The sequence below is a fragment of the Pantoea sp. SM3640 genome, assembly GCF_015654165.1.
In the GTDB taxonomy this organism is placed as follows: domain Bacteria; phylum Pseudomonadota; class Gammaproteobacteria; order Enterobacterales; family Enterobacteriaceae; genus Pantoea; species Pantoea vagans.
Genome location: NZ_CP064872.1, coordinates 3,802,153 through 3,827,226, shown reverse-complemented (window position 1 = coordinate 3,827,226; position 25,074 = coordinate 3,802,153). Strand labels below are relative to the sequence as shown.

Annotated in this window: 25 protein-coding genes; 15 read left to right on the top strand and 10 right to left on the bottom strand. The window is 57.0% G+C overall.

The genetic code is table 11. The features are described from left to right. The first annotated feature begins 5 nt into the window (after positions 1 to 5). Genes IV493_RS17690 through IV493_RS17670 form a run of 5 tightly spaced genes read left to right on the top strand, consistent with a single transcriptional unit; the run spans position 6 to position 4,244 of the window. The gene (locus IV493_RS17690) at positions 6 to 1,280 is read left to right on the top strand and encodes an acetyl-CoA carboxylase biotin carboxylase subunit family protein (RefSeq protein ID WP_095706440.1); all 1,275 of its coding nucleotides are present in this window, start codon (positions 6 to 8) and stop codon (positions 1,278 to 1,280) included. After that, a complete protein-coding gene (locus IV493_RS17685) occupies positions 1,268 to 1,975 on the top strand; it encodes a class II glutamine amidotransferase (RefSeq protein WP_195857525.1) in 708 nt (235 codons plus the stop codon). The genes IV493_RS17690 and IV493_RS17685 overlap by 13 nt, the downstream gene beginning before the upstream one ends. Positions 1,976 to 1,980: 5 nt before the next feature. Further along, positions 1,981 to 2,781, top strand: coding sequence for a hypothetical protein (locus IV493_RS17680; RefSeq protein WP_033784369.1), 801 nt, complete (start codon positions 1,981 to 1,983; stop codon positions 2,779 to 2,781). Between the two features lie 29 nt (positions 2,782 to 2,810). Beyond that, complete coding sequence (locus IV493_RS17675) at positions 2,811 to 3,311, top strand: YbaK/EbsC family protein (RefSeq protein WP_095706438.1); 501 nt, start codon at positions 2,811 to 2,813, stop codon at positions 3,309 to 3,311. Positions 3,312 to 3,332: 21 nt separating this feature from the next. Next, a complete protein-coding gene (locus IV493_RS17670; RefSeq protein ID WP_195857524.1) occupies positions 3,333 to 4,244 on the top strand; it encodes an EamA family transporter in 912 nt (303 codons plus the stop codon). A 286-nt stretch (positions 4,245 to 4,530) separates the two neighbouring features. Here the strand turns inward: IV493_RS17670 and ibpA are convergent, their stop codons facing one another. Further along, positions 4,531 to 4,947, bottom strand: a complete 417-nt coding sequence (ibpA, locus tag IV493_RS17665; RefSeq protein WP_003849623.1) for a small heat shock chaperone IbpA — start codon at positions 4,945 to 4,947, stop codon at positions 4,531 to 4,533. A 290-nt stretch (positions 4,948 to 5,237) separates the two neighbouring features. On the opposite strand from ibpA, the gene IV493_RS17660 reads away from it, so the two are divergent. Beyond that, on the top strand, positions 5,238 to 5,606 hold the full coding sequence (locus IV493_RS17660) for a YceK/YidQ family lipoprotein (protein ID WP_236263131.1): 369 nt from the start codon (positions 5,238 to 5,240) through the stop codon (positions 5,604 to 5,606). On the opposite strand, the gene IV493_RS17655 is transcribed toward IV493_RS17660, so the two are convergent. The 7 genes from IV493_RS17655 to dnaA form a co-directional block, all read right to left on the bottom strand. Continuing rightward, complete coding sequence (locus IV493_RS17655) at positions 5,581 to 6,840, bottom strand: DUF3748 domain-containing protein (RefSeq protein WP_195857523.1); 1,260 nt, start codon at positions 6,838 to 6,840, stop codon at positions 5,581 to 5,583. The genes IV493_RS17660 and IV493_RS17655 overlap by 26 nt on opposite strands. A 116-nt stretch (positions 6,841 to 6,956) precedes the next feature. Beyond that, positions 6,957 to 7,766 carry a sugar-phosphatase gene (gene yidA / locus IV493_RS17650; protein ID WP_033784374.1) on the bottom strand — a complete coding sequence of 270 codons (810 nt, stop codon included), beginning with the start codon at positions 7,764 to 7,766 and terminating at the stop codon, positions 6,957 to 6,959. Positions 7,767 to 7,865: 99 nt separating this feature from the next. Further along, on the bottom strand, positions 7,866 to 8,345 hold the full coding sequence (locus IV493_RS17645) for a YhcH/YjgK/YiaL family protein (protein WP_195857522.1): 480 nt from the start codon (positions 8,343 to 8,345) through the stop codon (positions 7,866 to 7,868). Between the two features lie 191 nt (positions 8,346 to 8,536). After that, positions 8,537 to 10,945, bottom strand: a complete 2,409-nt coding sequence (gyrB, locus tag IV493_RS17640) for a DNA topoisomerase (ATP-hydrolyzing) subunit B (protein ID WP_013359602.1) — start codon at positions 10,943 to 10,945, stop codon at positions 8,537 to 8,539. 18 nt (positions 10,946 to 10,963) lie between these two features. Continuing rightward, on the bottom strand, positions 10,964 to 12,049 hold the full coding sequence (gene recF, locus IV493_RS17635; protein WP_013359603.1) for a DNA replication/repair protein RecF: 1,086 nt from the start codon (positions 12,047 to 12,049) through the stop codon (positions 10,964 to 10,966). Positions 12,050 to 12,172: 123 nt separating this feature from the next. Continuing rightward, on the bottom strand, positions 12,173 to 13,273 hold the full coding sequence (gene dnaN, locus IV493_RS17630) for a DNA polymerase III subunit beta (protein WP_033734661.1): 1,101 nt from the start codon (positions 13,271 to 13,273) through the stop codon (positions 12,173 to 12,175). Between the two features lie 4 nt (positions 13,274 to 13,277). After that, complete coding sequence (gene dnaA, locus IV493_RS17625; RefSeq protein WP_013359605.1) at positions 13,278 to 14,693, bottom strand: chromosomal replication initiator protein DnaA; 1,416 nt, start codon at positions 14,691 to 14,693, stop codon at positions 13,278 to 13,280. A 597-nt stretch (positions 14,694 to 15,290) separates the two neighbouring features. Between dnaA and rpmH the strand changes: the two genes are divergently transcribed. The 7 genes from rpmH (at position 15,291) to IV493_RS17590 (ending at position 20,916) form a co-directional block, all read left to right on the top strand. Then, positions 15,291 to 15,431 carry a 50S ribosomal protein L34 gene (rpmH, locus tag IV493_RS17620; protein WP_003849659.1) on the top strand — a complete coding sequence of 47 codons (141 nt, stop codon included), beginning with the start codon at positions 15,291 to 15,293 and terminating at the stop codon, positions 15,429 to 15,431. A gap of 14 nt (positions 15,432 to 15,445) precedes the next feature. After that, on the top strand, positions 15,446 to 15,805 hold the full coding sequence (rnpA, locus tag IV493_RS17615) for a ribonuclease P protein component (RefSeq protein WP_008926396.1): 360 nt from the start codon (positions 15,446 to 15,448) through the stop codon (positions 15,803 to 15,805). Continuing rightward, positions 15,769 to 16,026, top strand: coding sequence for a membrane protein insertion efficiency factor YidD (yidD, locus tag IV493_RS17610; RefSeq protein WP_008926397.1), 258 nt, complete (start codon positions 15,769 to 15,771; stop codon positions 16,024 to 16,026). Before rnpA ends, yidD begins: the two co-directional genes overlap by 37 nt. 2 nt (positions 16,027 to 16,028) lie before the next feature. Next, positions 16,029 to 17,675, top strand: coding sequence for a membrane protein insertase YidC (gene yidC / locus IV493_RS17605; RefSeq protein WP_013359606.1), 1,647 nt, complete (start codon positions 16,029 to 16,031; stop codon positions 17,673 to 17,675). 92 nt (positions 17,676 to 17,767) lie between these two features. After that, positions 17,768 to 19,132, top strand: a complete 1,365-nt coding sequence (gene mnmE, locus IV493_RS17600) for a tRNA uridine-5-carboxymethylaminomethyl(34) synthesis GTPase MnmE (protein ID WP_195857521.1) — start codon at positions 17,768 to 17,770, stop codon at positions 19,130 to 19,132. Positions 19,133 to 19,396: 264 nt separating this feature from the next. Then, positions 19,397 to 19,987, top strand: coding sequence for a malonic semialdehyde reductase (locus tag IV493_RS17595; protein WP_033784376.1), 591 nt, complete (start codon positions 19,397 to 19,399; stop codon positions 19,985 to 19,987). Between the two features lie 179 nt (positions 19,988 to 20,166). Beyond that, the gene (locus IV493_RS17590; protein ID WP_013359609.1) at positions 20,167 to 20,916 is read left to right on the top strand and encodes a 4'-phosphopantetheinyl transferase superfamily protein; all 750 of its coding nucleotides are present in this window, start codon (positions 20,167 to 20,169) and stop codon (positions 20,914 to 20,916) included. Between the two features lie 36 nt (positions 20,917 to 20,952). Here the strand turns inward: IV493_RS17590 and IV493_RS17585 are convergent, their stop codons facing one another. Next, positions 20,953 to 22,266 (bottom strand): NCS2 family permease, encoded by a 1,314-nt coding sequence (locus tag IV493_RS17585; protein WP_033734757.1) that lies wholly within the window; start codon positions 22,264 to 22,266, stop codon positions 20,953 to 20,955. Between the two features lie 152 nt (positions 22,267 to 22,418). Between IV493_RS17585 and yieH the strand changes: the two genes are divergently transcribed. Together yieH and IV493_RS17575 are read left to right on the top strand one after the other, a co-directional pair. Then, positions 22,419 to 23,078: a 6-phosphogluconate phosphatase gene (gene yieH, locus IV493_RS17580; RefSeq protein WP_195857520.1), complete on the top strand. Its 660-nt coding sequence runs from the start codon at positions 22,419 to 22,421 to the stop codon at positions 23,076 to 23,078. A 9-nt stretch (positions 23,079 to 23,087) separates the two neighbouring features. Continuing rightward, positions 23,088 to 24,020 (top strand): GlxA family transcriptional regulator, encoded by a 933-nt coding sequence (locus IV493_RS17575; RefSeq protein ID WP_095706431.1) that lies wholly within the window; start codon positions 23,088 to 23,090, stop codon positions 24,018 to 24,020. Here the strand turns inward: IV493_RS17575 and IV493_RS17570 are convergent. Next, positions 24,005 to 25,000, bottom strand: coding sequence for an acyltransferase (locus IV493_RS17570; protein ID WP_013359613.1), 996 nt, complete (start codon positions 24,998 to 25,000; stop codon positions 24,005 to 24,007). The two genes, IV493_RS17575 and IV493_RS17570, sit on opposite strands and share 16 nt — an antisense overlap. Positions 25,001 to 25,074 lie beyond the last annotated feature (74 nt).

Genomic DNA, 25,074 nt, shown 5'->3' with positions numbered 1-25,074 from the left:
AGGCGATGAAAAAGATTTTTCTGCAAATTGGCGCCACCCGCGATGGCCAGAACCCCTACTGCGAGGTGGCAAAGCGCGATGGCTATTTCACCGTACTGGCGGAAATGGGCGATTTTGTCGATTACCAGTCGTTAAGCCTGGCGCTGCCGTTTGATCTGATCATCCGCCTCGACCGTCCTGAGAATCCGTGGGAGGTCATGCAGGCCTATCTCCATGCCGGTTTGCTGGCGCATCCGCTGGTGGTGCTGGCGGGTTTTGAAGCCTACAACGCCAGCGCCGGACGGCTGCGCGAGATGCTGGCCGGGCCTGACGCGCCCGCCGCCTTTATTCCGCTGGATAAATATGCGCAGCGCATGGCGCTGAAAAAAGCCTGGCCGCGCTTTCCGCAGCCGGAGTTCCGCTTTTTTGCCTCGCCGCTCAGCATTCTGGATGCGGAACAGGCGCTGATCTATCCCTGTGTCGTGAAGCCGGTGGATGGTGGCGGTGGGCTGGGCATCTGGCTGATTGAGCGCGCCGATCAGCTGCACAGCGTAGTAACACAGCTGGTACAGACCATGAACTACGGCGGGCGCGGCTTCAGCGGCTTTATTGTGGAAAGTGCGCTGATCGGCGAGGAGTTTTCGTTGCAGGGCGTGGTGCATCAGGCGCATCCCCTGGCGCTGACCTGTTGCCAGAAGATCATTGAGCAGCACCGGGATAGCGAAGGCTGCGTCAGCTTTTATGAGTCGGGCCATGTAGCGATGGCGGCAGCAGCCCTGCCAGCGTCGTTCAGCAGTCTGATGACCTTCTGCTGCGAAACCTTTGGCTATCGTCAGGGCGCGTTTCACATCGATTTCATCGTGGTGAATGGCGTGCCGCATTTCCTGGAGATGGGATTCCGGCTCTCCGGCATGGGCGTGGCGACGCTGGTGCAGGCGACGACGGGCATCAACTGGGCGGAAGTCACCTTCCGGCTGGAAGCGGGCGGTGCACTGCCTGTCTTTACCTTCACCCCACCCGGTGCGGTCGGCCAGCTGCGGTTACGGCAACCGGCGCAGCTTCAGGCGGCTGAACGCTGGATTGATCAGCATCAGCAGGGTGCGCTGTTGCCACCACTCAGATTGCCGGCATTACAGGTTTCACCCCGATCCTCACTCTATGCCGATCTGACCCGACACGCGGGCATTCTGGCAACGTTCAGCCTGACGGCCGCTACGCGCGAACCCATTATGACCACCTTTCAGCAGGTGATTGCCGCGCAATCCGTTACAGCCGGGAGAGACAAAGTATGTGCAGGATGATTCTGGCGCATGGTCAGTTCGACAGCGCACAGATTTTAGAGGCGGCGCGCGCCATGAGCTGCGGTGAAGGCGCTGAACACGATGGCCCGATTAAATCGCATCCCAACGGCTGGGGCTGTCTGTGGCTGGAAGAGGGCGAGATTCGAACCCTGCACGGCACCGGCCCGTTCGCCGACGCCCTGCCGGGCATTGATGTGGATCGCCTGCGCAGCCGCTTTCTGGCGGTGCATGTGCGTCACGCCACGCTGAGTAAAAATCAGGGGATCGAATTTTCGCATCCGCTGTGGCGCAACAGCGCCGGACATCAGTGGTACATGATGCATAACGGCTTTCTGCCGACGATTTACCGCCAGCTTGGCCTGGCGGAATCCCGCTTCGATTCCGAAGAGTATCTGCGCTACCTAGTGGATCAGACCACACCCGCCGATTTCACCCGTGACTATCTGCGCGCAAAGATGGCGCAGGTTGAGCCAGGCGGTAGCGCAGGCAATGCCATTTTTGTCACCCGCGACAAAGCCTGGGCGTGGCAGTGGCATCCGCACGATACGCCTTTCCCTGACTACTTTACGATGCATTTTCGGCAACAGGACGGTTGCACGCTGATCGCCTCTGAACCCGTAACAATACCAGGCAGCGCCGGCAGCTGGCGGCGAATGATCAATCATGAACTCTATGAAATACCGTTTAGGGAGTGATAAACATGGCTATTTTCAATCAGTTCCGCGTGATTAATCCCAACATGTTTGTGGAATCGACCTGGCTGGATGACATCGTCACTGCACGGGTGCCGCTGCTGGTGCTGCGTAATTTCCTGACGCCAGAGGTGCGGGAAACGGTGGTGGCTGACCTGCAGCGCTGCCGGGAAAAGATCCGTGTCTCTCACTATCCCAATGGCGCGCTGACCACGCTTGGTCCCTATCTGGCGCGCCATACGGCGGCACCCGATAACTATTTTACCGAGCTGCGTGATATCCAGCCGGCGTTGCCGCCCTCGCTGAATTCACTGCGCGAACTGATTTACGGCTGGGTGCAGCATGCGCTGCGGCTGGAAAGTTTAAACATCGCCCATGAGCCGGGTCGTGGTGACTACGCCGGTTCTATCGTGCGCTTTCATGCCGATGGCGTCGCGAACCCGCTGCATAACGACAATATCGTGCGCGACGCCGCAAAGACCTCACTGGTGGTGACGCAAATCCTGCATCAGCTCAGCTGCGTGGTCTGCCTGCAGGAGTGCAACGCAGGTGGCGCGCTACGTATCTACAACAAAAAGTGGATGCCGGAGGATGAGCAGTTCAAAACCGCCGGTGAGCTGGGCTATCGTAGTGGTGTGATTGAAAACAGCGAGATCTGCGAATTTTCACCACGCAGTGGTGATATCTATCTGTTTAATCCTGCTTTTTATCACGAGATCGACCGGGTTGAAGGTGATACCCGCATCACCATGGGGTTCTTTTTCGGGCTGACCGATAAAAAGATGAAACACGCTATCGCCTGGAGCTAAGCCGGGTTGTGCCAGAAGAGGAGAAGGGAATGACGACGTTTGAAAAAATTACTGCGCTGCTGGATCAGCATCAGGCCAGCTACCGCGTGGTGGAGCATGAAGCGGTCGGACAGACCGATCAGATCAGCCAGATCCGCGGCAACGCGCTGGGCCAGGCGGCCAAAGCGATGGTACTGGAGGTCACTATGCCGGACGGTGCGCCATCGCGTCAGCTGCTGGCGATTGTGCCGGGTGACTGTCGGATCAATTTCAAAAGCGCGGCGCGCGCCATTGGCGGCAAAAAGTCCTCGTTCGCCGCGCCAGAGCTGGCGCAGGCACTGACCGACTGTGTGATGGGCGCGGTGCCGCCGTTTAGTTTTGATGACCGGCTGGCGCTGCGGGTCGATAGCCGGCTGCAGCAGGTCGGCACATTATGGTTTAACGCGGGCGAGCTGGAGAAGTCGATCGCGCTGGCTGCAGATGACTATTTTCGCATCGTGGGTGAAGGCTGTTGTGCTGATATCGCCTCCCCGATTGCGATCACCGCCTGACGGCGGCTCAAGGAGTTTCAGATGTCGGTAAAAGATATGCTGTTAGCGCTGTGCGTGGTGGTAGCGTGGGGCGTGAATTTTGTGGTGATTAAGCTCGGGTTGCAGGGCATGCCGCCTTTTTTGCTGGCCGGACTGCGTTTCGCCCTGGTCGCCTTTCCCGCTATTTTCTTTGTGCGTCGCCCGCCGATCCCGCTGCGCTGGCTGGTGGTTTACGGCATGACCATCAGTTTTGGTCAGTTTGCGTTTTTGTTTCTGGCGATCAAGCTCGGCATGCCAGCCGGTCTGGCCTCACTGGTGCTGCAGGCACAGGCGTTCTTTACCCTGTTGCTGGGGGCGTTGCTGCTGGCGGAGAAACTGCGCTGGAATCATATCGTCGGGATTATCATCGCCACGCTGGGAATGTTTATGCTGGCGACGGCGGGGATGGAAGGGCAGACCAGCGCCGGGATTACGCTGACCACCATGATGCTGACCCTGTCGGCGGCGCTGTCATGGGGGCTGGGGAATATCACCAATAAGATTATTATGCGGAACCGCAGTGTGCCGATTATGTCGCTGGTGGTCTGGAGTGCGCTGGTGCCGGTCATTCCCTTCTTTGCCTGTTCGCTGCTGTTTGAGGGGCAGGCCGCCATCGTTAATAGCCTGCTGCACATCGGCCTGCAGACCGTGCTGGCGCTGTTCTACCTGGCGTTTGTCGCCACCATTGTCGGTTACGCTATCTGGGGGAATTTACTGAGTCGCTATGAAACCTGGCGCGTCGCGCCGCTGTCGCTGCTGGTACCGGTGGTAGGGATTATTACCGCCGCGCTGGTGCTGGATGAGCACCTCTCTGGTCAGCAGATGCTGGGGGCGGGGGTGATTATTCTGGGGCTGCTGGTGAATGTGTTTGGTGGCGTGCTGGGTCAGCGTCTGGCGATGCGAACGCAGCTTTAAAGATAGCCATAAGAGCAAAAAAAAACGCCGCATGCGCGGCGTTGAGATTGTTGAAAAAGTCTGCCCTGGCTCGCTGTAAGATCCAGCCAGCGAAGGGAACAAAGTAAGATCGGAAAGTCGCAAAAACCGCCATCCCTGGCACGCTCGGCCCACGCCATCCCTGGCGCGGGACGTTTTCCTCCTCTGGCCTTATTCCCTGCGCTTTTAGCGAATGCGTTGCTGCCAGGTTCACCCAGCTTTGGCTTTGTCAGCAGTCTGACGCCGCTAACGCGGCGTTTGTCAGAAATTACTTCAGAATCTCAATACGGCGTGGTTTCGCCTCTTCCGGCACCAGTCGTTCAAGATCGATGCTCAGCAGACCATTTTCAAGGCGGGCATCGCGTACCACAATGTGGTCGGCGAGCTGGAATTTACGCTCGAAGTTACGCTCGGCGATACCCTGATACAGGTACTTACGCTCGGCCTGCTCTTCAGGATGGGCACCCCGCACAATCAGCACGTTATCGTGCGCCGTGATATCCAGTTCGCTCTGAGAAAAACCGGCCACCGCAATCGTAATGCGATAGTGATTTTCATCGACCAGTTCAACGTTATAGGGAGGATAGCCGCCATTGCTCTGATTCTGATTAGATTCGAGCAGGTTAAACAGGCGATCAAAACCGATAGCAGAGCGATAAAGTGGGGTGAGATCAAAGTTACGCATATTAAGACTCCTGAAATTCAGCAAGTTTTGGCAACCTTCCACAACTGGACAGGCTGGATACGGCACCTCACTGTCCCTTGCGGCGACGGTGAGTGAGTCCGTAAAATAAAAATGGGTGTCACAAAACGATTTTCAAGAGGGCGAAATGCAATTTTTTTCGCCAAATTGCGGAAATGACATACACTCAGGACTACTTTTGCCAGACGCAGACGGACTTCGCCCCAGAGTGTTGACGTTGTCTGGCAAGCCAACTCAGCCAGGCTTATGCCATGGCTGAAGGGATGATGATGATGAAATTGATGAAGACCTTACCTCTGGCTGGAATGGTGTGCTGCGCTATGGCAACAACAGGCTGTTCCAGCGTGATGTCTCATACCGGTGCGAGTCAGGGCTATTATCCCGGCACCCGTGCCAGTGCCGACATGCTGACGGATGGTGATACCAGCTGGGCGCTGAAGCCGCTGGCGTTAATCGATCTTCCTTTCTCTGCCGTGCTGGATACGCTGCTGCTGCCGTGGGACTACTACCGTAGCGACAAAGACAAATCTCTCGACTCCCCACGTGAACGTATCCTGCAGAGCGAAAGGCTGGCGCATACCCAGGAAAGCCTTGCGCAGGCGCAGCCTATGCCACCTATGCGGTCACAGCCGCAACCGTAAAGAGCTGCCGCCAGCCATTCACCTCACGCATAAAAGCAATTTGTGACCCGTCCGGTGACCAGACTACCGCGTCACCTGACGGTGCTTCTTCCGTTCTGCGTGTCAGACGCTGACACGTGCCGCTCTCAACCTCACATCGCATCACGCTGTTATCGCAGATAAAGGCAATTGACTGGCCGTCAGGATGCCAGCTAAAAGCGGACTGAATGCTGTGGCTGAGTTCGGTGATCTGACGCGGTTCGCCGCCGTTGGGAGAGACCGTCCAGAGCTGGATCACCGCACCGGCATCCGCCATCAGAAACGCGATCTGGCTGCCATCGGGCGCAGTACGCAGCCAATGGCGCGGTTGTAGCGCCACGCCACGGCTGTGCGTCAGGCGACGCTGCTGCACACCAGCCGGTGGCGCAGGTAACTGCTGGCTGCTGCCCTCCAGCGGCCTCTCTCCGGCGCGGGCGTAATCCTCCAGCGCGTCCGGCAGATCAACAATAAAAATTTCAGGCCGTTTCTCGCCCTGCGCCGTCAGCGTGTCGCCAATAAAAGCGATGGCCCAGCGCTGCCAGCTGCCGTCCGGTTTCTGATAGCCACGCTCACCGACCCAGCACTCCTCATAAGCACGATTAATCTGGTCACTGCCTGGCTGCGGTTCCGCATGCGTTCTGCTCACCAGCAGGCAGAAATAGCTGCCGTCATACTCGCGCGGATGCTGTTTAACCGGCGTCACCGCGTGAAGCGGCACCGCGATACCGACGTTGCGCAGATCGAGACGGCTATCCAGCTCATGCATGACATGGTCATTGTAGGTAAAGCTCAGGCGTGAACCATCGGGGCTGAAGACATGTACATGCGAGCCGCCGCGCAGCGCGCCAGGGGTAAAGGGCGGCGTGATATCGCAGGCATCCAGATTCACCGCCGCGCCGTTCTGAACGATCACACCGCGCCGGTGGTGGAAGTCATACTGCCAGCTGTCATCGGGATGTTCCGGGCCATGAATGCAGACGTAGCGTGGGGGCAGATCGGGGCTGACCGTCACGACGCCGACGTGGGCACCGTGCCGGGCCTGATAGAGCACCTCAACGTCACCGGTCATCACATTGACCCGCTCAATGGTCTGGCTGGTAAAGGAGGCACCTGATGGACGGACGTCAAACGCCAGCCACTGGCTGTCGGCCGTCCAGACATTGATATTGGTGAGCTGATGCTGACGGGCAGCAAAGGTGATCTGTTTTTCTGACATGATGAAACCCACGGAGAAAGCGTTGCCCGACAAATTACGCGATTCCGTTTTGCGGTGCAGCTTTTTTGGCGGGGTAAGGGAGCCGGGCCGCTGCGGCCCGGCAGAGAACAGGGCCGTTACAGCACTAACTCTTCAATGGCATGAGCGACGCCATCTTCCATATTGGTTTTAGTGATAAACTGCGCGATTTTCTTAACAGAATCAATGGCATTACCCATGGCGACACCCGTGCCAGCATATTCAATCATCGCCAGGTCATTCTCCTGATCGCCAATCGCCATCACTTCTTCCTGCTTCAGGCCGAGCTTCTCCGCCAGCATTCTGACGCCCTGGCCTTTGTTCACCCGGCGATCGAGGATTTCGAGGTAATACGGCGCACTTTTCAGGATGGTGTAAGTCTGCTGAGCATGCTCGGGCAGGCGGGCAATCGCCGCGTCGAGCAGGGCGGGCCGATCGATCATCATCAGTTTCGGGAAGCGCATAGCGCGATCCATCTCTTCCACCGCGCGATAGCGCACCGGAATGCCGGTCAGGCTCGCTTCATGGATGGTGTATTCACTGATGTCTTTGTTCGGCGTGTAGAGATGAGATTTGTCGAACGCCTGGAAATGGACGCCAAGCTCACGTGCCAGATTCTCAATGTAGAGGTAATCGTCAAAGGTCAGCGTCACTTCTGCCACACACTCACCATCTGCCGCCTGATGAACCAGCGCACCGTTGTTGCTGATCGCGTACTGGCCGGGCGCCTGCATATCCAGCTCCATCAGATAGCGCTGGATACCTACAAACGGCCGACCCGTGGTCAGCACAATCGACACGCCCTGCTTACGGGCACGATCCAGGGCGGATTTCACCCCCGGCGTGATCTCATGTTGCGGATTGAGCAGGGTGCCATCCATGTCGATAGCGATCAATTTAATAGCCATAGAGTCCTCGTAGCGTCTGGGTTTTGTTCAATGCTAGCGCGATTCAGCGCACATTGACTAGTTTCCTGGCAGGCGGGAATGGCCAGGAAACCGCCAGGGTCAGGCGGTAAAGAGATCGCGGTGGATTTTAATCACGGCTTTTCGGATAGTTGCGGGTTCGCCTGGCGCGCAGCAGGGGCGATGAATATCGTGCGGGAAAAACAGCGCGAACATGTCGGGCAGCAGCGTAATCACTGACTCATTTAATATTTTCTGATAAAAAACGACGTCACGCTCCTGGGCGAAATCTTCGGTGATGTGCTGATCGGGATGGGCGCGGGCCACACCAATATTCTCGGTGCCTGCCAGCAGATACTGAATATCGATGTAGTTTAAGTGGGACTCTGCACGACGCGCGCTGGCGGGTTCGGTCATCATCTCCTGCACCAGACAGAACATTTTGTTGTCAGGCAAAATCTCATATTTGCCGGTGTCCAGCTGGCTGAAATCGGTTTCCGCAATCCAGCTTATCGCCTGATCGATGACCGGATGAAAGGCGTGACGTTCTCTGTCCCAGTCGTGACGATCGCAAACAATCATGGTGTAACTCCCTGTAAAAATGAGTGCGCCGGAATAGCGCAAAGAGAGGCAAGAGTAAGGGAGCTGACCGGGTTAAAACGTGATCGGGGTCGCAGCATGCGGGCAGCAGGACCCGCCTCGCCGGGTTTTCGCCCATACGGCACAAAAAAAAGGCCATCACCTCAGTGATGGCCTGTTATGTCCGCTATCTGTTAAATATCGATATTGGCCGCTTTCAGCGCATTCTCTTCGATGAAGGCGCGGCGCGGCTCGACCGCATCGCCCATCAGGGTCGTGAACAGCTGGTCAGCACCGATCGCATCTTTAATAGTGACGCGCAGCATACGACGGCTGTCTGGATCCATGGTGGTTTCCCACAGCTGATCCGGGTTCATCTCGCCCAGACCTTTATAGCGCTGGACCGACAGGCCACGACGCGACTCTTTCACCAGCCACTCAATCGCCTGTTCGAAGCTTGCCACCGGCTGACGACGCTCACCACGTTCAATGTAAGCATCTTCTTCCAGCAGACCACGCAGTTTGCCACCCAGAGCACAGATTTTGCGGTACTCAGGTCCCTGAACAAACTCAGCTTCCAGTGGATAGTCGGTATCCACACCGTGGGTACGGACGCGCAGCACCGGCTCGAACAGGTTCAGTTCGCGGTTTTCACGCACCTGTGCCAGATAAGTACTGCCGTGCGCTTCACGCTCCGTCAGATAGCTCACCAGGCCGTTCAGCCAGGTAGTGACCTCTGCTTCGTTGCTCAGGTCGCTCAGCGTGTCGTGATAAATCATCGCACGCAGCATGGCCATCGGATAACGGCGTTCCATACGCTTGATCATCTTCTGGGTGCTGTTGAAGTCAGAGACCAGCGTCTCCAGCGGCTCACCGCCCAGCGCAGGCGCGCTGGCATTGGTGTGCAGCGTTGCACCATCAAGGGCGATAGCGATCTGGTATTGGTCCATCGCCTCGTCATCTTTGATGTACTGCTCCTGCTTGCCTTTCTTCACTTTGTAGAGCGGCGGCTGGGCGATATAGACGTGGCCGCGCTCAATGATTTCAGGCATCTGACGATAGAAGAAGGTCAGCAGCAGGGTTCGGATGTGTGAACCATCGACATCGGCATCGGTCATGATGATGATGCTGTGATAGCGCAGCTTGTCCGGGTTGTACTCATCGCGACCAATACCGCAACCCAGTGCGGTGATCAGCGTGGCCACTTCCTGCGAGGCAAGCATTTTGTCGAAACGCGCTTTCTCAACGTTAAGGATCTTACCTTTCAGTGGCAGAATCGCCTGGTTTTTACGGTTACGGCCCTGTTTGGCCGAGCCGCCTGCGGAGTCACCCTCCACCAGGTAGATTTCAGAGAGCGCCGGATCACGCTCCTGACAATCCGCCAGTTTGCCTGGCAGACCAGCCAGATCCAGCGCGCCTTTACGGCGGGTCATTTCACGGGCGCGGCGTGCTGCTTCACGGGCACGTGCGGCATCGATAATTTTGCCCACGACGATTTTGGCGTCTGACGGGTTTTCCAGCAGGTATTCTGCCAGCAGTTCATTCATCTGCTGCTCAACCGCCGATTTCACCTCTGACGAGACCAGTTTGTCTTTGGTCTGTGAGGAGAATTTTGGATCCGGCACTTTTACCGAAACCACGGCGATCAGGCCTTCACGCGCATCATCACCGGTGGCGCTGACTTTGGCTTTCTTGCTGTAACCCTCTTTATCCATGTAGGCATTCAGGGTACGCGTCATCGCTGCGCGGAAACCGGCAAGGTGCGTACCGCCATCGCGCTGCGGGATGTTGTTGGTAAAGCAGTAAATATTTTCCTGGAAGCCGTCGTTCCACTGCAGCGCCACTTCCACGCCAATGCCATCTTTCTCGGTAGAGAAATAGAACACGGTAGGGTGAATCGGAGTTTTGTTTTTGTTGAGGTACTCAACAAACGCCTTGATACCGCCTTCGTAATGGAAGTGGTCGGTTTTGCCATCACGCTTGTCTTCCAGGCGAATCGACACGCCCGAGTTCAGGAACGACAGTTCGCGCAGGCGTTTTGCCAGAATCTCATACTCGAAATCGCGCACGTTGGTAAAGGTTTCATAGCTTGGCCAGAAACGCACGCGGGTACCGGTGATGTCGGTATCACCAGTGACCGCCAGCGGTGCCTCAGGTACGCCGTGGACGTAAATCTGCTGATGGACTTTGCCTTCGCGACGAATGGTCAGCTCCAGCTTCTGCGACAGGGCGTTAACGACAGAGACGCCCACGCCGTGCAGGCCGCCGGAGACTTTATAGGAGTTATCGTCGAACTTACCGCCCGCATGCAGCACGGTCATGATCACTTCAGCGGCGGAAACGCCCTCTTCTTCGTGAATACCGGTTGGAATACCGCGTCCATCATCCTGCACCGAGACGGAGTTATCCGCATGGATAGTGACTACGATGTCACTACAGTGACCAGCGAGCGCTTCGTCGATTGCGTTATCCACGACCTCGAATACCATGTGATGCAGACCGGTACCGTCATCGGTATCGCCGATATACATGCCCGGGCGTTTGCGTACCGCATCAAGTCCTTTCAGGACTTTAATACTTGAGGAGTCATAAGAATTCGACATCAACGTTTCTCGCTCATTTTAATCTTCAGGTTGAACCGCTATTTTACCCTGTTCCACGCGGAACATCTTGCCCTTTTCGTCGGTCATGTCGATTACATGTCCGGCAGAAATGGCGCTGACAAACACCTGAGCCTGAGTGGCTTTTAACCGGTCCGCCAGCAGGCGCCGACGGCTTTCATCCAGCTCAGAAGCAAAGTCATCAATGAGGTAAATACAGCGGCGTCCGCTCTGGCTTGTCAGGAACTCGCCCTGTGCCAGACGCAATGCACACATCAGCAGTTTCAACTGCCCGCGTGAGAGTAAATCTTCGACCGGCGTCCCTTCAGCGCGAATACGAAAATCGGCTTTATGGGGGCCGCTGGCGGTATAGGTCAGTGCGCGATCGCGCTCAAAATTACGTTCCAGCAGTTCGGCGTAGTCGCTCTCTTTGTCCCAGCCACGCTGGAAGGAAAAGCGCAGCTCAAACTCCGGCAGAAACTGGGCGCAGGTGGCAGTGATCTCCGCTGAAATCGCCGCACTGTATTCCGCCCGCCACTGGCTGATCTGTTCCGCCAGCGGAACCAGCTCCTGATCCCAGGGACGAATCTGGCTGTAACGTGAAACCTGGCGCAGCGCCGCGTTTCGCTGCTTAAGCAGGCGGCGCATGTTGTTCCAGGCGTTAAAGAAGCCCGGCGTGTTATGGAAACAGCCCCAGTCCACATAGGCTCTGCGGTATTTGGGGCCGCCATTCAACAAACTAAAGCCTTCCGGCGTAATTAACTGCATCGGCAGCAGCTGCGCCAGCTCCGCGACCTTGTGACCATCGCTGCCGTCAATGCGCACTTTGCTGTCACCGGCCCGGTTTTTGGTCAGCCCGACGGAGATTTCCCGCTCTTTGCTTTCCAGTCGTCCGTGCAGTACGAACGCTGCCTCGTCGTGACGGATCACGCGGCCCGCCTGCAGGCTGCGAAACGAGCGGCCATGCCCCAGCGTATGGATCGCCTCTAAAACGCTGGTTTTGCCGCTGCCGTTGACGCCCACCAGGAAATTAAAGCCGGGTGCCAGCTGCAGGTCAGCCTGCTCGATATTACGAAAATCTTTGATAAGAAGGCGGGTTAAAGCCATGAATCAATCCAGCGTGAAGGGCAATAGTCGGGATGAAATGGGTTTGCCTAATAACACAATCCAGTGCGTTGACGGCGAAGCAGGTTTGCCCGATATCGCCGTCACCAGGACGATATGTAACACCTACAAGCGCATGGGCATCACGACGTAGGCCGCTGCGGGACTTGCTACATCTTCAATCTGCACGCTCGACACCGAATCCGTCAGCAGCAGGCGGACGTTTTCGCACTTCAGCGCGTTCAGCACATCCAGCACATAACTGACGTTGAAGCCAATCTCCAGCTCGGTGCCGTTGTAGCTGACGTCCAGCATCTCTTCCGCTTCTTCCTGTTCAGGGTTATTAGCGGTGATCTTCAGCTGATTTTCAGTGATATAGAGGCGAACGCCGCGGAACTTCTCATTCGAGAGGATCGCCGCACGGGCAAACGCCTGTTTGAGCAGATCGCAGCCGGCTTCCAGCGCTTTGTCGGGATTCTTCGGCAATACGCGGCGATAATCGGGGAAACGACCATCAACCAGCTTAGAGGTGAAGATATAGTCACCGACATGCGCCCGGATGTTGCTGCCGCCAATCTGAACCTGCAGCGGATTCTCGCCGCCATCAAGCAGACGCAGCAGCTCAATCACGCCTTTACGTGGCACAATTACCGAATGACTCGGCAGCGCCTGACCAATCGGCATAGAGCAAACGGCCAGACGGTGACCATCAGTGGCCACGGTGCGCAGCTCTTCCCCTTCGGTTTCAAACATCATGCCGTTGAGGTAGTAACGCACATCCTGATGCGCCATCGAGAACTGCGTTGCTTCGATCAACCGTTTCAGCGTTGCCTGCGGCAGGGTGAATTCAACTTCACTCTGCCAGTCGTCCAGATTCGGGAAGTCACTGGCGGGCAGGGTCGACAGCGAAAAACGGCTGCGGCCAGAGCGAACCAGCATGCGATCGCCTTCCAGCGCCAGCGTAATTTCTGCGCCATCGGGCAATCCGCGACAGATATCGAGGAATTTGCGCGCTGGCACGGTGGTGGAGCCAGGCTCATGCGCCTGCGTCAGCGCTACGCGCGCGACCATCTCCATTTCCAGATCGGTACCGGTCAGTAACAGCGATCCTTCCGTTACCTGCAGCAGCAGGTTTCCAAGGATCGGCAGTGTCGGACGACCGCCCAGCGGGCCACTTACTTGCTGCAGCGGCTTCAGCAGCTGCTCACGTTCAACAATAAATTTCATAGCGTCAGGAAGATAATGTTCTGATGAGATTAGAGAAATCTTCTTTGATATCATGGCTCTCTTCACGCAGCTGCTCAATCTTGCGGCAGGCATGAAGCACCGTTGTGTGGTCGCGACCCCCGAAAGCATCGCCAATTTCTGGCAAGCTGTGGTTCGTCAACTCTTTTGCCATCGCCATCGCCATCTGGCGCGGACGCGCTACCGAGCGCGAACGGCGCTTGGAGAGCAGATCCGCCACCTTAATCTTGTAGTACTCAGCCACGGTCTTCTGAATATTATCGATGGTGACCAGCTTTTCCTGCAGCGCCAGCAGATCGCGCAGCGCTTCGCGCACGAAGTCGATGGTTATCGCCCGGCCGGTAAAGTTGGCATTGGCGATCACGCGATTCAGCGCGCCTTCCAGTTCACGCACGTTAGAGCGTAAACGCTTGGCAATAAAGAAGGCGACTTCACCCGGCAGACGGATGTCGTTCTCATCTGCTTTTTTCATCAGGATTGCCACGCGCGTTTCCAGCTCAGGCGGCTCGATCGCCACCGTTAAACCCCAGCCGAAACGTGACTTAAGACGATCCTCCACCCCATTGATCTCTTTTGGATAGCGATCCGAGGTGAGGATGATCTGCTGATTGCCTTCTAATAAGGCATTAAAGGTGTGGAAGAACTCTTCCTGCGACCGCTCTTTATTCGCAAAGAACTGAATGTCATCGATCAGCAGCGCATCGACAGAACGGTAATAGCGTTTGAACTCTTCAATCGCGTTGTTCTGCAGCGCTTTAACCATATCCTGCACAAAGCGCTCGGAGTGCATGTAAACCACTTTTGCATTGGGTTTACGGGCAATGATGCCGTTGCCTACGGCGTGCAGCAGGTGCGTTTTACCGAGACCGGTGCCGCCATACAGAAACAGCGGGTTGTAAGCGCCGCCTGGATTATCCGCCACCTGACGTGCCGCCGCGCGCGCCAGCTGGTTGGATTTACCCTCGACAAAGTTATCGAAGTTATGACGGTTATTCACATTCGAGCGATAGGTGACGTCGGCCGGTGCCGGGACATTATCCCAGCTGGGACGCAGGATCTGCGTTGGGGCCGGACGGATGTGACTCTGCACGGGCATGACGGGCGCGCTGACGCTGGCCATCACCGGCTGGCTGACCGCTGCCGCTGGCTGCTGAACCGGGCGCGTACCCACTTCAAAACGCAGCGCAGGCACGTTCGGACCACAGAATTCATTCAGCAGTGCATTGATACTGTTAAGGTATTTGTCCCGGACCCAGTCGAGTACGAAGCGATTTGGAGCATACAAGGCAAGCGTATTGTCGTTTAACTCAGCCTGCAGTGGACGGATCCACATGCTGAATTCGGTGGCAGGAAGCTCATCCTGCAAACGGGCAAGACACTGTTGCCAAAGCGTAAGTGACACGGCGGACTCCACTCGTACAAATTCGAAAAGAATAGTAGGCGTTACTCTAAGAAACGTTCATTTTTGACACAGACGCTAAGAAAGCGCCTGCGACCGCTATCAGCGGTTTCCCGTCCTGCAATCACCGGAGGATCGTCAGCGGAAGGGCGGATCATAGCGCAAAGCGAGACAGAGATCTTCCCTTTCTACACAGTTTTGATCCTTTTTATCCACAGGCCGGAGACGCGCAAAGAAGTTTACGCCAGTTGCGGGAAAAACCAGCAGGGATCTGGCGCAATGCGCTAAATTTTCGGGCGACATCTCATTTTATCCCCAGGATCCGGCAAGCCGATCGCAATAAGATCCCGTACGATCCTTGCGCTTTGGAACGGAGCCCGTATAATCCTTCACCCGACATTATGCTGTAAGGCGCAACGTCGGGTCTCAGCGGGCTGTATGCGGGTTTTCAGGCACGACAACACGCGAAGTAAATTGACTCGGGACTGTACAATTATTACAATCCCGCCTCTTTATTAAAGACACATTGAGGCGTAGGTCGATTTACTGGCCCGAAACGCGTCATCCAGTGAAAATTTTCAAGTTTAGGTAGAAACCGCCATGAAACGCACTTTTCAACCGTCCGTACTGAAGCGCAACCGTTCACACGGTTTCCGTGCTCGTATGGCAACAAAAAATGGTCGTCAGGTTCTGGCACGTCGTCGTGCTAAAGGCCGTTCTCGTCTGACCGTTTCTAAGTAATAAAGCAAGCCCTGATGGGTAAGCTCGCATTTCCCAGGGAGTTACGTTTGTTAACTCCCACTCATTTCACTTTCGTCTTCCAGCAGCCACAACGGGCTGGCACGCCGCAAATTACTATTCTCGGCCGCCTTAACGCGCTGGGGCATCCCCGCATCGGTCTCACCGTCGCTAAAAAACATGTGAAACGCGCTCATGAACGCAACCGGATCAAGCGATTGACCCGCGAAAGCTTTCGTCTGCGTCAACATGAACTGCCGTCGATGGACTTCGTGGTGGTCGCGAAGAAGGGGGTTGCCGATCTGGATAACCGTATGCTGGCGGAAGCGTTGGAGAAATTATGGCGTCGTCACTGTCGCCTGGCGCGCGGCTCCTGATCGTCCTGATACGCGTCTATCAACGCGGTATCAGTCCATTACTGGGACCACACTGTCGGTTTCACCCGACCTGCTCTCATTACGGAATTGAGGCGTTACGCAGGTTCGGCCTGATAAAAGGCAGTTGGTTGACATTAAAACGCGTATTAAAATGCCACCCTTTGAACCCGGGTGGTGACGATCCTGTGCCGCCAAAAACCTTTGATACCAGAGAACATTAACGATGGATTCGCAACGCAATCTCTTTCTCATCGCTTTTCTGTTCGTGACCTTTATGATCTGGCAAGCCTGGCAGACGGACCACGCTCCGCAGCCACAGCAGACGCAGACCACACAGGGCACCAACAGCGTAGCGGGTGATACCGCCAGTCAGGGTGTACCGGCCAGCGGTCAGGGCCAGACGATCACCGTTAAGACTGATGTCCTGTCATTGAATATCAACACCCGCGGCGGTGATGTTGAACAGGCACAGCTGCTGACTTTCCCGGACAAACTGGGTTCAGACCAGCCGTTCCAGCTGCTTGAAACAACGCCAGCGTTCCTTTATCAGGCTCAGAGTGGTTTAACCGGTCGTAATGGTCCGGATAACCCGAACAACGGTGCGCGTCCGCTGTTCACCACTGCGCAGGATCACTTCGAGATGGCTGATGGCCAGTCCGAACTGCGTGTGCCGATGACCTATACCGCTGAAAATGGCGTGGTTTACACCAAAACCTTCATCTTCAAGCGTGGCGAATATGCCGTTAATGTCGATTATCATGTCAACAACACCACTCAGCAGCCGCTGGAAGTGTCACTGTTTGGCCAGCTGAAGCAGACGATTGATCTGCCTAAGCATCGCGATACCGGCAGCAACAACTTTGCTCTGCACACCTTCCGTGGCGCGGCCTACTCCACCAGCGAGTCGAAATATGAGAAGTATAAATTCGACACCATCGCGGACAACGAGAACCTGAACGCAACCACCAGCAATGGCTGGGTGGCGATGCTGCAGCAGTACTTTGCGACTGCATGGGTTCCGCGTACTGAAGGCACCAACACCCTTTACACCAGCAACCTGGGTAACGGCGTGGCAGCGATTGGCTATAAATCTGCACCGGTCACCATCGCTGCAGGCGCTCAGCAGAATCTGGGTGCAACGCTGTGGGTCGGCCCGGAAATTCAGGACAAGATGGCCGCGATTGCGCCGCACCTTGATCTGACCGTGGATTACGGCTGGTTGTGGTTTATCTCTCAGCCGCTGTTCAAGCTGTTGAAATTTATCCACAGCTTCATCGGTAACTGGGGCTTCTCCATTATCGTGATCACCTTCATCGTGCGCGGCATCATGTACCCGCTGACCAAAGCGCAGTACACCTCGATGGCTAAGATGCGCATGCTGCAGCCGAAGATTCAGGCGATGCGTGAGCGTCTGGGTGATGACAAGCAGAAGCAGAGCCAGGAAATGATGGCGCTGTATAAAGCAGAGAAAGTGAATCCGCTGGGTGGCTGTCTGCCGCTGGTGATTCAGATGCCAATCTTCCTGGCGCTCTACTATATGCTGTCAGGCTCAGTTGAACTGCGTCATGCGCCATTCATTCTGTGGATCCATGACCTGTCAGCGCAGGACCCGTACTACATCCTGCCGATTCTGATGGGCATCACCATGTTCTTCATTCAGAAGATGTCACCGACCACCGTGACCGATCCGATGCAGCAGAAGATCATGACTTACATGCCGGTGATCTTCACCGTGTTCTTCCTGTGGTTCCCGTCAGGTCTGGTGCTGTACTACATCGTCAGCAACCTGGTAACCATTCTCCAGCAGCAGCTGATTTATCGCGGCCTGGAAAAACGTGGTCTGCATAGCCGCGACAAGAAGAAAGCGTAAGCGATCCAGCGCGGGAGCCATCCCGCTCTAAAATAGTCTATTCTCAGGCGGTCAAAGCGACCGCCTGTGTTTTTTGTAGCGAGAGAAAATTTATGAGCCACAGCGATACCATTGTTGCCCAGGCAACACCGCCCGGACGCGGCGGCGTCGGCATTCTGCGCGTTTCCGGTGCCCAGGCGGCAGAGGTCGCCCGCCAGCTGCTGGGTAAACTGCCTAAGCCGCGATACGCCGATTATCTGCCGTTCACTGACAGCGACGGCAGCGTGCTGGATCAGGGCATTGCGCTGTGGTTTCCTGGCCCCAATTCCTTTACCGGCGAAGATGTGCTGGAGCTGCAGGGCCACGGCGGCCCGGTAATTCTCGATCTGCTGCTGAAGCGCATCGTGGCGCTGCCGGGCGTGCGTATCGCTCAGCCGGGTGAGTTCTCTGAGCGTGCGTTTCTGAACGACAAGCTCGATCTGGCGCAGGCCGAAGCGATTGCCGACCTGATCGATGCCAGCTCTGAGCAGGCGGCGCGTTCGGCCGTGAACTCGCTGCAGGGCGCGTTCTCCACCCGCGTCAATCATCTTGTGGAAGCGCTCACTCACCTGCGCATCTATGTCGAAGCGGCTATCGACTTCCCGGATGAAGAGATCGATTTCCTCTCTGACGGCCGAATTGAAGCACAGCTGAATACGGTGATCGGGGACCTGGATGCGGTCCGTGCCGAAGCGCGTCAGGGCAGCCTGCTGCGTGAAGGAATGAAGGTGGTGATTGCGGGCCGGCCTAATGCGGGCAAATCGAGCCTGCTGAATGCGCTGGCAGGCCATGACGCCGCTATCGTTACGGACATTGCGGGCACCACCCGTGACGTCCTGCGTGAACATATTCATATAGATGGCATGCCGCTGCATATTATCGATACCGCCGGTCTGCGAGAGGCCAGCGACGAAGTCGAACGCATCGGCATTGAGCGCGCCTGGCAGGAGATTGAACAGGCTGACCGCGTGCTGTTTATGGTAGATGGCACCACCACCGATGCCACCGAAGCGGCGGCTATCTGGCCCGATTTTGTCTCCCGTCTGCCGCCGGAGCTGCCAATTACCGTGGTGCGCAACAAGGCGGATGTTACCGGTGAAGCGCTGGGCCTGACAGAAGTAAACGGTCACTCACTGATTCGCCTGTCGGCACGCACCAGCGAGGGCGTCGATGCGCTGCGGGATCACCTGAAGCAGAGCATGGGCTTCGCGGGCAACATGGAAGGTGGCTTCCTGGCGCGTCGTCGCCATCTGCAGGCGCTGGAGCTGGCGGCCACACACTTACAGCAGGGGAAAGCGCAACTGCTCGGTGCCCAGGCCGGTGAGTTACTGGCGGAGGAGCTGCGTGTTGCTCAGCAGGCGTTAAGCGAGATCACCGGTGAATTCACATCTGACGATCTGCTGGGCCGTATCTTCTCCAGCTTCTGTATTGGTAAATAGCTTTCCGGGCCTGGCGGCATCGCGCTGTCAGGCCTGATTTCCCGTCTCGCTGCCTTCCCTGTTATTCCCGCCTCTGCGTTGATTCTTGCTGATATGTTATTTTGCGGCGGCACCGCGTTGTCGTATAACGGTAGATGCGCCGATCTGACGTGCGGCTATGATCGCGGTGAGTGAACCCCGCTTCATCCCGCCGTGTCGGGCCGCACGCAAACCCACTACGTGAACACCGTCAGGCGAAATTTTTGCCTGAAAAAGGAGAGTTGCATGAGTACACCGCTCGACACTGCCGCACTGGATACGCTGTTTAATGACGCCCGCACCCACAGTTACTGGCAGGATAAGCCGGTCGATAACGCCCTGCTGGAACAGCTCTATACCTTAACGGCGCTGGGGCCGACCTCGGCGAACTGCTTGCCTGCGCGTTTTGTTTTCGTCACCTCAGCGGAAGGCAAAGAGAAGCTGAAACCGGCCCTCTCGTCCGGCAATCTGGACAAAACCATGAGCGCGCCGGTTACGGTGATCGTGGCCTGGGACCGTGAGTTCTATGAGCAGCTGCCTGCGCTGTTCCCGCATGCAGATGCGCGCAGCTGGTTTACCGGCAGCCCGGAAGCAGCGAAAGAGACGGCTTTCCGTAACAGCAGCCTGCAGGCGGGTTACCTGATCCTGGCAGCCCGTTCGCTGGGTCTGGATGCCGGTCCGATGTCCGGTTTCGATCCGGCCAAAGTCAATGATGCCTTTTTCCCCGACGGCCAGTATCAGGTTAACCTGCTGATTAACCTCGGTTACGGTGAGGCATCAAAACTGCATCCGCGCCTGCCGCGTCTGAGTTTTGAGCAGGCAAGCCGCTTCGCCTGATGCGGCCCGCGTCGCGATTCGGTTCGCGGCGCGTAACTCTGATCCATTCCTGCCAGCCTGTGCTGCCTGATCATCCTATTCTGAATTTAACCCAATCTGTGCTGTTGCTGAGTGCATTAAGGTAGGAAAATTCCTACAATGTTTCTGATGATTATCTGACCATTTTCACGGAGCGACAGATGGCTGGTCATTTTGTACGCTGGACGGGCGATCCCGGCTTCCCGGCTAAAGAGATGTGCATTCCCCAGGCGATTACCGACACGGCACAGCAGTTCGCTGACAAACGCCGTGGACGTTTCCTTGCCGCGCGAACCCTGCTGGCACAGCTGATGCTGCGCGTTTATGGTATTCAAGAGCTGCCACGCCTGATTATCCAGAGCAACGGACGTCCCGTGTTTGCTGACAGCGATCTGCCCGATTTCAGCATTGCCTATGCGGGCAATACGGTGGGTGTACTGCTGGCTGAAGAGGGTGGACGTGCCGGTCTGGATATGGAGATTGTGCATGCGCGGAGCCGTCAGACGCAGGCGCAGCTGATTCAGGGATTAACGTCGGGCGAAATCGCCTGGATTAATGCCCAGCAGGATGCCATGGAAGCGGTGACGCAGATCTGGACGTTACGCCAGAGCATTCTCAAGCTGACGGGAGAAGGCGATCGGGGACTGGATTCGCTGCGGCTGCTGCCGGGTGCCGGTCGGCTGCGATCGTCACTCTATCCCGACATTCAGGTGGTGTGTGATGCGGAACCCATGCTGGTCTGGTCGTGTGCGCTGTCGTCTGCGACGCAGCGGCTGTACCTGTGGGAGATGGATAACGACTTTGAATGGCGTGCATTACGTGAAATTGAGATGGGTAAGCCCAACATCGGGCCTCATGCCCTGCGGCTGACCAGTCTGCCCAGCGAGCGCAATCTGCATCCTGAAATGTAAAAAGCCGCAACCGGTGGGTTGCGGCTCTGACTGCGCTTAGTGCGCGTCGATAAAGACAATCTTCAGCACAAACAGCAGCGCAACAATCACCACGCAGGGGCTGATCTCACGCCAGCGGCCGGTACCCAGCTTCATGACACAGTAAGCAATGAACCCCAGCGCAATCCCTTCGGTGATGGAAAAGCTGAAGGGCATCATGGCGGCGGTCACAAACGCCGGAACCGCTTCGGTCAGATCGTCCCAGCGCACGCGCGACAGGCTGGCGGTCATTAACACGCCCACATAAATCAGCGCACCCGCGGCAGCGTAGGAGGGCACCATCGCGGCCAGCGGTGACAGGAAGGTCACCAGCAGGAACAGCAGGCCGGTCACCACAGCCATCAGGCCGGTACGGCCACCAATCGCCACGCCCGAAGTGCTCTCGATATAGGCGGTCACCGATGAGGTGCCCGCCAGCGCGCCACTCACCGAACTGATGCTGTCGACATAAAGCGCCTGCTGCATCCGCGGGAAGGTGCCGGTTTCATCGGTCAGTCCCGCTTTGTCGGTGACGCCGATCAGCGTGCCGGACGAATCGAACAGGTTGACCAGCATAAACGAGAAAATCACGCCTGCCATGCCAATGTTAAACGCGCCTTTGATATCAACCTGACCCACTACCGACGTAATCGACGGCGGCGCTGAAAACAGGCCAACAAACTTCACGTCGCCCAGCATCCAGCCAATACCGGTGGTGATCACCATTGAGATCAGCACCGCCGCGTGGATATTACGTGATGCCAGAATGGCGATAATAAAGAAGCCCAGCGCACCCAGCAGCACGCTGTGCGAGGTCAGGTTGCCTACCGCCACCAGGGTATCGGGATTCGGCACGATAATACCGGCGTTCTTCAGCCCCATCATGGCGATAAACAGACCGATACCGGCGGTAATGCCAACGCGCAGGCTCAGCGGGATATTGGCAATCATCCAGTAGCGAACCCGCAGCAGCGTCAGGATCAGCAGGCCGACCGCGCCCCAGAAGATCGCGCCCATACCGACCTGCCACGAATAGCCCATCGCCCCGACCACCACAAAAGCGAAGAAGGCGTTCAGGCCCATTGCGGGGGCCAGCGCCACCGGTAGATTGGCAAACAGCCCCATCAGAATGCTGCCGAAGGCGGCAATCAGACAGGTGGTCACAAACACCGCCTGGGTATCCATGCCGGCGACGCCGAGGATCTGCGGGTTGACGAAGACGATATAGACCATCGTCAGAAAGGTGGTGATACCCGCGATCACTTCGGTGCGCACCGTGGTGCCATGTTCCTGCAGCCTGAAGATGCGCTGCAAAACGCCTTGCTTGCTCATGCCATCCATCCAGAAGAAAAAATCATCGGCGCGTATCCTGGCGATTTTACCGGGGCAATACAATGATTTTTCGCAACCGATTGCCAGTCTCGCAATCTGCGCTGAGTGCGGTAGAGTGTGGAGCACCCCCCTGAATCGAAGGATAGAGTCTGATGTCAGTTGAATGCGTCTTTTTTGATTGCGATGGCACGCTGGTGGACAGTGAGTTGCTCTGCACCCAGGCCTACGTCAACACCTTTGCCCGTTATGATCTCGAGCTGTCGCTGCAGCAGATGTTTGAAAAGTATAAGGGCGTCAAACTCTACGACATCATTCGTGACGTGGGTGATGCACATCAGGTGACGTTGCCGATGGAAGAGGTGGAAACTGCCTATCGCGCGGAAGTCGCGCGACTGTTTGATCAGCAACTGCAGCCGATCTCAGGCGCAAAAGCGCTGGTTGAGCAGATCAAAGTGCCGATGTGCGTGGTCTCAAACGGGACGGTAAAAAAGATGCAGCACTCGCTGGGCTTAACCGGCATGCTGCCGCTGTTTGAGGAGCACCTTTATAGCGGCTATGACATTCTGCACTGGAAGCCCGATCCGGAACTGATGTATCACGCGGCGGAACAGATGCAGGTGCCGATTGAGCGCTGCATTCTGGTGGATGACTCCGAAGCGGGTGCCCGCGCCGGTATCGCCGCCGGCATTCCGGTCTACTACTACTGCGCTGACCCGCACAACCCTGAACTGGACCATCCGCTGGTGACGCGCTTCGACGACATGGCGCAGCTGCCTGCGTTGTGGCGCGCCCGCGGCTGGGATCTGGTGTAGCGAGCCAGCATGACGCATACCGTCTGGTTTTTAACTCTGCCCGGTGTCATGGCGCTGGATCTGACCGGCCCTGCCGAGACGCTGAAGCTGGCGGGCGATCGCTTTACGCTGCGCTACATCGGCCCGCAGCCGGAGGTGGTCTGCTCCACCGGCATGACTATTGGCGGCATCGAACCTTTACCGGAACAGTTGCCCGCCGGGAGCCTGCTGGTGGTGCCGGGCGTCTTTGACTCACAGATCTGTTATTCCACACAGCAAGCCGCAGAAGCACGCGACTGGCTGATGCGCCAGCACGCCGCGTTGCGCGCGCAGACCTTTATGCTGGTCTGCGTCTGCTCGGGGGCACTGCTGGCGGCGCAGGCAGGCATGCTGGATGACGTGCCCTGCACCACCCATCATGATGTGATCGCCCGCCTGAAAGCAGCCGCCCCGCGCGCACGGGTGCAGGAGAATCGGGTGTTTGTCGGGCATGAGAATATCTGGACCAGCGCGGGCATCACGGCGGGCATCGATCTGGCGCTGCATCTGGTGAAGCAGCTCTGCGATACGCCTACCGCGCTGGCGGTGGCGCGGGAAATGGTGGTCTGGTTCCGCCGCGCCGGGGACGATCCGCAGCTTTCACCCTGGCTGCGTTACCGCAATCATATGCATCCGGCCATTCATCGGGCACAGGATCTGATGATTGCCCATCCTGAACACGGCTGGACGCTGACCGAGCTGGCAGGGCGCACCCACGTCAGCAGCCGCCATCTGGCGCGGCTGTTTCGTCAGCATCTGGGGATCAGCGTGCGGGAATACCATGAGCAGCTGCGAGTTGGCGTGGCGCGCCAGCGTCAGCAGCAGGGGGAATCGGCCGAAAAAGCGGCGCTGGCGGCGGGATTTTCATCGGCGCGCCAGCTGCGACGCGCCCGCCAGCGGGAAACCGATCAACTGACGAAGTGACGGGTATCGACACGTTTCAGCGCCATCCCCAGCAGCAGACTGCCGCCCAGCGTCAGCCCGAACACCCAAGGCAGGTCGAGCCACGGACGCGACATATCATCGTAGTGATGCGTACGCAGATAGTGAATGAACAGCGCGTGAAAGCCGTAGATCGGCAGTGAATAGCGTGCAATCACCGTAAAACCGGGCAGCGTGCGCTGATTCAGGCTGTTTTTAAACACAATCAGCAGGCTAATGGCCGCGATAAACACCAGCGGTCCGCAGTAGAGATACCAGGTATCGTTAAACGCTCCGTTGACGATCAGCGCCTTTTTCGTCCCTAACGTAATGCCAATTACGCAGGCGATAAACAGCCCGGCCGCCAGCGGCGTCAGGCCGCGCCGGGTCGTGTCCATTGTGCCGATCGCCCGTCCCAGCAGCGCATAAAGCAGGTAGTAAATGCTGTCCCCGCTGACATAAAGATTCACCGGCAGAAAATGAAACGGGCCCAGCGACTGGCTGGCCGTATTCGGATTAGCGAGCACCGCCAGCACCAGCACCAGCAGCGCCACATAGCGTGCCTGCACGGTTTTCACCTGAATCAGCGGCGACATCAGATAGAGGCCAATCAACGCAAAGAAGAACCAGAGGTGATAAAACACCGGCTTCTGCAGCATCTTCAGGATCGACCGTCCTTCGCTGATCGGCGTCAGCCAGGTGATATAGGCCAGCGAGACCGCGCTGTAAAATAGCAGGCAGAGCACCAGCCGGAGCATATGGCGCGGCTGGGCGCTGCGTTCACCGAAGAACAGATAGCCGGAGATCATAAAGAACAGCGGAACACAGACGCGTGATGCGGAGTTCAGCAGATTCGCCACATCCCAGGTGGTACCCGTTACCGCCATCGGGCCAGTGATATACCAGGTAGTAGTGTGAATCACGATCACCATCAGGCAGGCAACCGCGCGTAAATTGTCGATCCAGTAAATCTTTTGCGGCATGGCGTCCTCTTGCGCATAGCTCCGTGCGCAAAAGGGTAGTCAAATGCGACCAGAGCAACAACCGCTGCCAGCAG